This is a genomic window from Holospora curviuscula, from assembly GCF_002930195.1.
Taxonomy (GTDB): domain Bacteria; phylum Pseudomonadota; class Alphaproteobacteria; order Holosporales; family Holosporaceae; genus Holospora; species Holospora curviuscula.
Genome location: NZ_PHHC01000109.1, coordinates 1 through 9,020, shown reverse-complemented (window position 1 = coordinate 9,020; position 9,020 = coordinate 1). Strand labels below are relative to the sequence as shown.

General features: G+C 35.7%; 9 protein-coding genes and 1 pseudogene. 5 read left to right on the top strand and 5 right to left on the bottom strand.

Annotation, left to right across the window (positions count from 1 at the left end; all coding sequences use genetic code 11):
- Window positions 1–201 (top strand): annotated as a pseudogene (locus HCUR_RS08755) (hypothetical protein); the annotation flags it as partial.
- A gap of 121 nt (window positions 202–322) precedes the next feature.
- Entirely contained in the window at window positions 323–472 is a 150-nt protein-coding gene (locus HCUR_RS08750) for a hypothetical protein (protein WP_165780806.1), read from the top strand.
- 347 nt (window positions 473–819) lie between these two features.
- Here the strand turns inward: HCUR_RS08750 and HCUR_RS09890 are convergent, their stop codons facing one another.
- Entirely contained in the window at window positions 820–951 is a 132-nt protein-coding gene (locus HCUR_RS09890) for a hypothetical protein (protein ID WP_279337738.1), read from the bottom strand.
- A 1,186-nt stretch (window positions 952–2,137) separates the two neighbouring features.
- On the opposite strand from HCUR_RS09890, the gene rpmE reads away from it, so the two are divergent.
- From rpmE to HCUR_RS05785, 3 genes are all read left to right on the top strand, one after another.
- Entirely contained in the window at window positions 2,138–2,371 is a 234-nt protein-coding gene (gene rpmE, locus HCUR_RS05795; protein ID WP_104207157.1) for a 50S ribosomal protein L31, read from the top strand.
- A 92-nt stretch (window positions 2,372–2,463) separates the two neighbouring features.
- A complete protein-coding gene (locus tag HCUR_RS05790) occupies window positions 2,464–3,078 on the top strand; it encodes a metal ABC transporter ATP-binding protein (RefSeq protein ID WP_243397295.1) in 615 nt (204 codons plus the stop codon).
- Between the two features lie 1,503 nt (window positions 3,079–4,581).
- Window positions 4,582–4,866 (top strand): hypothetical protein, encoded by a 285-nt coding sequence (locus tag HCUR_RS05785; protein WP_104207155.1) that lies wholly within the window; start codon window positions 4,582–4,584, stop codon window positions 4,864–4,866.
- Between the two features lie 681 nt (window positions 4,867–5,547).
- Here the strand turns inward: HCUR_RS05785 and trmD are convergent.
- The 4 genes from trmD to HCUR_RS05765 form a co-directional block, all read right to left on the bottom strand.
- Complete coding sequence (gene trmD / locus HCUR_RS05780) at window positions 5,548–6,207, bottom strand: tRNA (guanosine(37)-N1)-methyltransferase TrmD (RefSeq protein ID WP_104207154.1); 660 nt, start codon at window positions 6,205–6,207, stop codon at window positions 5,548–5,550.
- A 128-nt stretch (window positions 6,208–6,335) separates the two neighbouring features.
- Window positions 6,336–6,902, bottom strand: coding sequence for an elongation factor P (efp, locus tag HCUR_RS05775; RefSeq protein ID WP_104207153.1), 567 nt, complete (start codon window positions 6,900–6,902; stop codon window positions 6,336–6,338).
- A gap of 170 nt (window positions 6,903–7,072) precedes the next feature.
- Window positions 7,073–7,915: a glycosyltransferase family 25 protein gene (locus HCUR_RS05770; RefSeq protein WP_104207152.1), complete on the bottom strand. Its 843-nt coding sequence runs from the start codon at window positions 7,913–7,915 to the stop codon at window positions 7,073–7,075.
- The gene (locus HCUR_RS05765; RefSeq protein WP_104207151.1) at window positions 7,902–8,504 is read right to left on the bottom strand and encodes a class I SAM-dependent methyltransferase; all 603 of its coding nucleotides are present in this window, start codon (window positions 8,502–8,504) and stop codon (window positions 7,902–7,904) included. The genes HCUR_RS05770 and HCUR_RS05765 overlap by 14 nt, the downstream gene beginning before the upstream one ends.
- Window positions 8,505–9,020 lie beyond the last annotated feature (516 nt).

Sequence of the window (9,020 nt, the reverse complement as noted above, 5' to 3'; positions counted from 1 at the left end):
TTTGGGGGTAGCGCTGTTGGCGTTTTGAAAGCCCTGAGACGTCTTGATGTTCGCGATAAAAAAACCTTAAATCATCCAAAAGTAGATCCAGAAAAAAGATCTGTATTGCACAAAAAGCATGATGAATTAAACAGAAAAGTTAATGAACGTGGAATTGCCCATGATATGCCAAAAACTCACGGGGATTCTGTAAAAGAGTAGCATCGTTACGAAACACAGGATTGGGGAGAGCAAGGAGAACAAATGTGTAGAACAACCGTCTATAGGCCCTTTAAGGGGCTCTACTTTAGGAGCCATATTACTTAAGAATTCTGTAGAGGGATTGACTTGTTGGGTCGAGGAAATTTTTCTAACCATTATCCAAGAAAACCGTGGTATTGTCATGGATAATAGTGCTTGCGATCAAGGTAAAGCTATGCAGAAAATGACCAAGGATGCTGGTCATACTTTACTTTACGCGTTATTCTCCTGACCTTAATCCTATTGAAAAACAATCAGCTCACGCTAAGCAGACACGACGTTCTACACATTGTGCAGTTGACGAAGCATTCTTTATAACCGTTCATCGTTAGTTGGCGATATTTATTTAATTTTGGATACAGCACCCTATCAGGGCGGTCCGTTAGTTGGGAAGCATCCTAATCTATTAATCCAAAAATTCTAAAGAGCATTATCGAGCCCGTTGGAAAATAGAGAGTTTCTTCAACGCGCTAAATTCAGGATGGTTTGTGTCAAATTAGAGCCTGTATTTATGGATTAGCGATCCACCTCTTAACAAGCGCATAGAATGCGCGATCCTCACCCTATTTTCGGCAGCTGCTACAGGAATTTTGTACGCTTTAGACAATCTTGGATAATGATTGAGCCAAGCCAAGGTTCGTTCAACGACCCATCTTGGGGTTCTGAAATTTCAATTGTCTTGTTAAGACTGTTTCTCACAAACGCTAGCATGGTTTTTCCATACCCGGTATCGGCGCAAACATCTTTGAGTGTCGGATAGTGTTGCAGAGCCTCTTAAAAAATAGTGCACTATCCTACTGTATCGTGTTGATTCCCGTCATGAACAGTACCGTGCACTAGAGTGCCTTGTATATCCACAATTTAACCATTCTATAAAAAAAAGTAACTTCACGCTTTCTTCATATTTTCTTTGCCTTATTTTCAACATACATTAGTGGATTTAGATCTATGGTTTCTTTACTTTCTAATCGTGCGTTAGGCTTAATGACTCGTTCTTTTTCGTACTGTATCCACCCTCTACGTACGCTAATTTTACCATAATTTATCGCGGCGCTTATCTTTTAATGATTACCTAAGTTTATGTATTTTATTACGCTTTCTTTTTAAGTCTAGAATTTATTATCTTTTTTTCATTTTTTGATAGTTATAACACATCTAATTTTATTTTTAAGCTTAGTAAACTCTTATCCAGTCATATTATATTAGATTATAATTGAGAAATGTATTTTGAAATAAAAATCAATCTTACATAGTTATTTGAGGCGTAAGTTAAATAATTTTTATGATTAAGACTGAGAAAATATTAAAATTACTGAAACAAAATGAAATAAAAAACGTGTTTATCCGTATCGCTTTTTAAATTAAGCTCTTTATATGGGGCGAGAAAGACGCTCCAAATATTAATTATTGTGAAATAATTCTAATAAACAGAAAAAGAAGAAAACTTTATCAAAACAGTTATATGACAAGTCGCTCCTTCAATATCTTGACTATTCATAAGTGTGCGTGGGGTGGATGAAGGTTCTGCAGAAAATGCAAACGACATCGTTAACATCCTTAAAAGTACTGCCTATCATTTTGAGCATAATTTTGGACATAGAAAACAATACTTAAAGCATCTGTCTCAATATTTTCGCTTTTCTTTTCTATTCAGAGGAGTCTTTTTGATGCAGTCTATGAATAATTAAACAAAAAGAGCACCGGTTAAACAATATTTATTTGAAATTTTAGGTCGTTTTTTTTAATTTGTTTTATTTGATGGTTGGACAGATCTCTTACATTGTTTGTCAAACACTTGTTTGAAAAATGTAAAATGAGAATTGGTGGATAGCAGGGTTGTTTAATAGAGAAAAAATGTATATAATTAAAAAAATGAGCAGTGTAGTTGCGCTAGTTTATGAAAAAAAATATTCATCCTAAATACCATTTAGTAAAAGTTATCATGACAAATGGTGAGAGCTTTGAAGTTGGATCTACTTATGGAAAGCCGGGATCAGAGTTGATCTTGGACATCGATCCTTCTTGTCATCCAGCTTGGACAGGAGGTCACCGCATGGCTCCCAAAGGTCGAGGTGTAGAGTTTGAGCATCGTTTTAAAGGATTGAGTAACTTTACTGTTACAAAAAGTTAACTTTGTTTCGTATGATAAGTTCTGCTTTGAAATCAAAAAACAATTCCAACAATAGTCAATATGCGGAATGTTCTAATTTTGATTTGCTTACCGTGAAAGATCTTAGTATATATTATGGATGTTGTGGTATTATACAAAATCTTTCCTTTTCTGTCAAACCTGGCGGCATTGTCAGTGTTGTGGGAGGAAATGGAAGCGGTAAAAGTACGTTTCTTAAAACACTTGCTGGAATGCATGATCACTTTTGTGGAGGGTTTTCTTGGAACCTTTCCTGCAATAAAAATGCTGCCATTGGATATCTTCCCCAACATTCAGAAGTAAATCGTTATCTGTCTATTCAAGTTCAAGATGTGGTAGCTATGGGAGTTCGCAGTAAAAAAAAAGGAAACTTTTTTGTAGAGCAAGCATTGGAATGTTTAGGCTTGACGAAAGAAGCTAATCGTTATATAGGTACACTATCTGGAGGACAATTTCAGAGAATGTTATTTGCGCGGCTTTTTGCTATGGATCTTGACATTTTTTTATTAGACGAACCTTTTACTAGTATTGATGAAGTAAGTCAAAAAATTTTAATTGAGCAGCTTTTTATTAGAGCTAAGCAAGGAAAAACTTTTTTTTTAGCGCATCATCAAGATAATGTGGTTACACCGTATTGTAATCATACCCTAAAATTATCTTCTGGGAGTTGTTGTTGGAGTAGCATTTAATGTTTATTTATAAGCATTAAATCCATGACATAATCCCACAAGAGATAGCACACCTCAGATAAAACTTGGGAAATACTATAACTTTTTTTTCTGGAAGACACAGAAGTTAAGAAGAAAAAGCTAGAGATAAGCGCGGTAGATTTTAAGAACCGGTTCACCTTAGAAAGATGTTCTCTCTGACCATCAAGAATACAAACCCAAACTTTTGTAGATAAAGCGATAAAAGTGTTTGAAAAATTTTTTAGAGACGCGCATTATACATTCTGATTTTGCATGACTTGTGATGGAAGATTAAAGTGCATCCTCAGGCAACGAAAAGCAAGAAATAAGCCTTATAAAAGAAGGTTCAACACTAAGATACATCTGAAAATAAATGCTTTTTGGTAGGCCGATGCGAACAGGGTCTCATAAAGGGCAGCGAAAACGATTTCACGCGTGCTCCAAAATGCATCGAAGACTTAGATACAAGGGATTTTTTAGCTGACAAAGTTTATGATAGTGATAATATCGTATCGTAAATTAAGCGGCTAAAATGGTATAATTTTCCTCGATTCCAGCACCAAAAACAGTAGAATTTAGCGCAATTAGAATAAAACCCTTGATAAACTATACCATTTGGTTGAAAATATCTTCTTTTATCTTAAAAAATGGCGCACACGCTATGCGAAACGCATCCTTATTCTTGGCTTCTCTTCAAATCCGATGCCTTACTCTATAGCTTAAAATTTCGTGGCTACACTATCTAGCTTTTATCGATGGATCCTCTGTATTGGCTTTTAATTTAAAAGATGATCTGTGTTCTGAACTAAGGATTATGAGCAAGATATAAAGTACTTAAATAAAATTTTAAACATAATGTCTTAAATTTTCTGTTTTGTAAAAACTGCTATAATTCCTGACTTCCACTTTGATTCCAGTTTTTTACTAAGCGATCTAACTTCAGAAGAGGTTTTTGAGGAAGAAAACGCTTTGGGCAGAACTTCCATAGAGTATTAAACAATATCAAAAATTCAACGATAGATGAAGATTTTAATAAGGATGAGAAGATAAAAAATCAGAACATTCTTAAAAAAATATTATATACTATAGTAAATTATATTGTATTAGGTGTGAAAAAAAACCAGGTTATCGCTTTATGTCGTCGATTAAATTTTGTAATTTTATGATCTGGTAAAAATAGTGGTAAAAAAAATCACCCTAAACCTATAGTAATTTAGCTTTAAGGTGGGATTTTAAAGAATTGAAGTAAGGCCTTATATCATGAAGTACATGAGTAATGGTATGGTTAATTCATCGTTTCATACTAGCCCAGAATTCGCTCAATGATATGAGGCGATAACTTGCTTCTTTTCCGTATATAATACTCTATGATTTACTATAGTATAAAGACTTTTATTTTTATTCCGCGATATCACTTCTTTTTCTGAACTCAAAAAAACTTTGACCGTTTTTTTAAGACAATAGGTCTATGATTATTTTGTATAAAAATAAAATTTTATAAAAATGAAGTATTATCTTACTTTTTTTATGGGAATGGGTCTATTGGGATTACAGGGCTGTCGCATGCCAGATACTTCTGAAGGGGGTAGTGGTGGAGTATTAAATAGTTGTCGGGTCCAATGTGAGCGTAATGCAACGAATTTTTTAGAACGGGAAGAATGTTTAGCAGCGTGTGAAGAACAGGGGAAGACTATTCGTTCTATTCCAGATCGCTCAGAAAATTTTTACAATGGCGTTTCAGTTAAAAATCCTATGAATCAAAGAAACTCTACTGCTTCTCGAGCCTAATGACCTCCCTTTGCGTAACATTGAACGATCACACTTAAGCCATAGGGTTTAAGAAACTTATAGTCCGCATTAAGCTGCTTCCTAGATCAGAAAATAAGTTTAGAAATTTTGTACGGAGCAATGAATATGTCATAGATATTAGGCTAGAATTTTTTTTTATCGGATTTAGACCGTTTGAATAAATGTGTAAAAATATTATTAAAAAGATCCGTATTCTAAGAACCCTTAAAAACTATAGGTACTAGGGATTATTTATTTACTAAGTCAGATATATTATGGGTTCTTGTGTATTACGTTTTTACTTACGAATTTTTTGCTTTCTTTACTTTATTCTCTATATTTACAAATGGTCTGTTCCATCCTACTTTTATCAATATATACAAGGCTTTGCTTCGGTATCTTTTTTGTGATTTCTAGATATCAAACTTTTTTTCCTGGACCTGTTTCCCCAAAAGAAAAGATTTTTTTATCGTTAAATTCTAGCTTCTTAAATTCTACTATTGTATTGTCTCTATATGACACAAATAATATAACGTACATTGAAAAATTATTGAATATCATACAGGAACACGTTTGTAAGAATAACGTACTTCCAGCTAAATGCTTACGGATTACCTTGATCTAAGAAAAGATAATTTTTCACAATTCAACACCTCGCTTCACATATATTTTAAATCCTTATCAAATTGGGGAATGCGTTACGGGAAGGGAATTATTTTTTTTCCATACCTCAATATTTTTATGGTGCCCTGAGCGCAGTACGTCAGGTACTTTTCTTCCCATCCAAAGCGCAGGGTATGTATACTGGGCATGTTCTAACCTGTCCTCTTGAAAACTTTCATAAATTAAAGAGTCTGGATTTCCTAGAGTTCCTTCTAAGCATCGCACACATCCGTCAATTAGCATAGATGCAGGTAACTCTCCTCCTGACACTACAAAATCTCCTATACGTTTTTGCTCAAAATTCCAAAACTGTAGAACTCTTTCATCAACGCCCTCATAGCGACCACACAGTAAAATAAGATAAGGAGAAGAGGCGTATGCTTCCACATCCTTTTGCTTCACGGGGGTTCCTCTAGGAGAAAGATACACTAAGCGTGGAGTATATGAACTCAATGCATAGGCATGAATAACCGCCTCATGGACCACGTCTGGTCGTAATAACATACCAGGTCCTCCACCGTAACAGGAACGGTCTACATTCTTACGTTTTCCCACGCCAAAATCTCTGAGAGACACAAGATCTAAGCGCCAAACTTTTTTTTCCAAAGCACGTCCCGAAACAGAACATCCAAGCGCTGAAAACATTTCAGGAAACAGACTAATCACAGAAATATGCATTTTTTCAATACTCCATAGTGCGTTTCAGGATAATGGGAGCATTTAAATCCTTAGTTTTAAAAAAATCCTACTTTTTTATTGCTGCATTTTGTTGCAAAGCGTAGGGTGGGAAAAAGCTCGTGTCAAGGCTAACGTTTGGCTCGCTCCACATAGCTGCAGTCTTGGGTATTCACAACAATGCTCATGCCCTTTTCAATATGCTGCGGAACCATTGTGTGGATTCCATTACTTAATGTGGCAGGCTTATAAGAAGATGTAGCGGTTTGTCCTTTCAGAGAAGGTTCACACTCTGCAATCTCTAGTATTACTTGAGGAGGCAATTTTACTAAAATAATTCTTCCTTCGTAGACAGTGACCGTCAATATCATCCCATCTTCCAAGAATGCAGGGTCTCCATTAAACTCTTTTTTTGTAAGAGAAAAATGTTCGTAGGTACGTTGATCGCTTAACACATACGCGTCACGCTCTCTGTACAAAAATTGCATAGACACCTCCTCAAGGTGAGCACGCTCTACGTGTTCACTAGAACGAAACCGCTCTGAACGTTTTCCTCCCTCCCCCAAAGGTTTCATTTCTGCCTGGATATACGCTCCCCCCTTACCAGGCTGAGTGTGCTGAGTGTGGGTTATAAGCCACAACTTATTTTGGATAACAATAATATTTCCGTTTCTTAGTTCGTTTGCTTCTATTTTCACACTTTTTCTCCCTAGGTCTATGTAAAAAATACTTTCTATTTATTACTGTACAACCGAAAAGCTATTGGGATCAATCCCCTTGTGCTCTGCAGACACCTGAGGCGGGGTCTACACTAATTTAAAATGACGCCATAAAAGAAAATTTTCTTCTCTATATTAAATATTCTAAATCAATCCCAGTAATTAGCCTTCAAACGTACCTTTATGCAGTAACTTAGAGCTCTAAATAGACGACGTAAATTAAAGTACTCCCGGAGTATAATACTGCGCAGGGCTGCGATACCATACACAAATGTATACCTCAGAGGAAAAGAATAGTGTACTTTACGAAAATGTCGTCCTCCTCTTGCTTTTACCTCTGATACCATAGCATCGTTATGGTGGACGATGCGCGGCTCGATACCAGTAAACAATAAATTCCATCTCCACGTTTGCGTATAGTAATCATCCACCTGAAATTGCATAGGAAAACTATCGTGTAATAATTGTCTGGCACTTTTTAAATTCAACAGGTAAGCTCCAGCGCAATAAACGTCTCTTCCGTAAGCACACAAGCGGTGTGTCAAAACTTTTCCAATAGAAAAAGGTATACCTTTGCCTCGTAAAGCAAAACTACATATATCAATACGTTTTTTATATTGGGTTAAAATTTCATACAGAGCCTGGGTCAGAGTTTCTGGACAAAAAATAACATCGTCTTCAAAAATAATCATCCAGGGAATAGACTGATCCACCATACTTTTCCAAGCAAGATAATGTGTGAGATAACACCCGATCGTACCTTGACTAGGAAATTTCCCTCCATAATAGCGTGCATAGATGCGTTCATCTACTAGAGAGGCTTGGTCTGCTTCAGAAAGCATCGCACCATCTTGAGCTTCTAAACGTATTACCTTAAAAGGTAATCTAGAAGCGCTCACTAAAAAAGAAGCATAACGCTGGGGATTACATTTCAAATTTAATACAGTGCCCACCAAATTTTTTTTTAAAAACTCTTCTTTATTCCAACACATAAGACCATATGGTTGCCGGAGGAAGATTATTAAAAACCCAACATTTTCGGGTTTTACTTAAAGCAAAACATTGACTGCGAATGGAAGTAAAAGGGCTGTATGTAAATTGCAAAAATTGACCTTTTGGCTTTAGTACTTTAAAGCATCCTCTTAAAATTTCTTGTTGTACCAACGCCGGAAAATTAAGCATGGGTAACCCAGAAATCACTACTCCAATATCAATATTTACTGATTCCGCCTTCAAGATTTGCTCTAAAGCGCAGGCGTTTCCCAGAACAATCTTTGCCTTAGGAAACTTTTTCTTCAAATATATACCTAAATTAGGATCAATTTCGATACAAATTAATCGATGCTCAGGAATTCCTGCATCAATTAATGCTTGAGTAAAGCGTCCCGTTCCTGCCCCTAATTCTAAAATTTTTTCTTGAGGATTAATATCTTCCAATGCATAACGAGCCATAGCTCTAGCCAACGCCCGGGAACTAGGGAAAAGCGCTCCTAGTTGCTTAGGATTTGCGATCCAACGACGTAAAAAGAACCACCGTTCTTCCCAATCTGATTTTTTAAATATTTTAAACAAAATACACACAAGCTAATTACTCACTCGTTTATACGCCAATACACTTCAAAAATCAATCCAACAATAAAGAATTTCTCGATTTTAGTGCCTTGAAAAAAAAACTTTTTATTAAAAAAAAAATCATTAAATAAACAAAAATCTGTATTCATTTATAAAAAAATATAATTCACTAAAAAAATTATCAGTAAAAAAATGTGAGAGCCTATATTTATGGATGAGCGATCCGCCTTAAAAAGCGCATAGCATGAGGGCTCATCATCCTATTTCGGCAGCTGCGAAAGCCATTTCGTACTCTTTAGACAATCTTGGATAATGATTGAGCGAAGTAAAGGCTTGTTCATGTTGACTAGTGCCATAAACAGTGCCGTCCACGTAGAGCCCCCTCATAACAATAAATATTTGAAAAAAGAAAAATAATAAGGGAATGCCTTGAAGGGTGAACCATTTAAGGTAAGGTTCATGAAAGAAGTAGAAGAAGGGGGTTTAGATCATTTTAACCCCCTAAAAGATCCTAGGTTCAGTAGG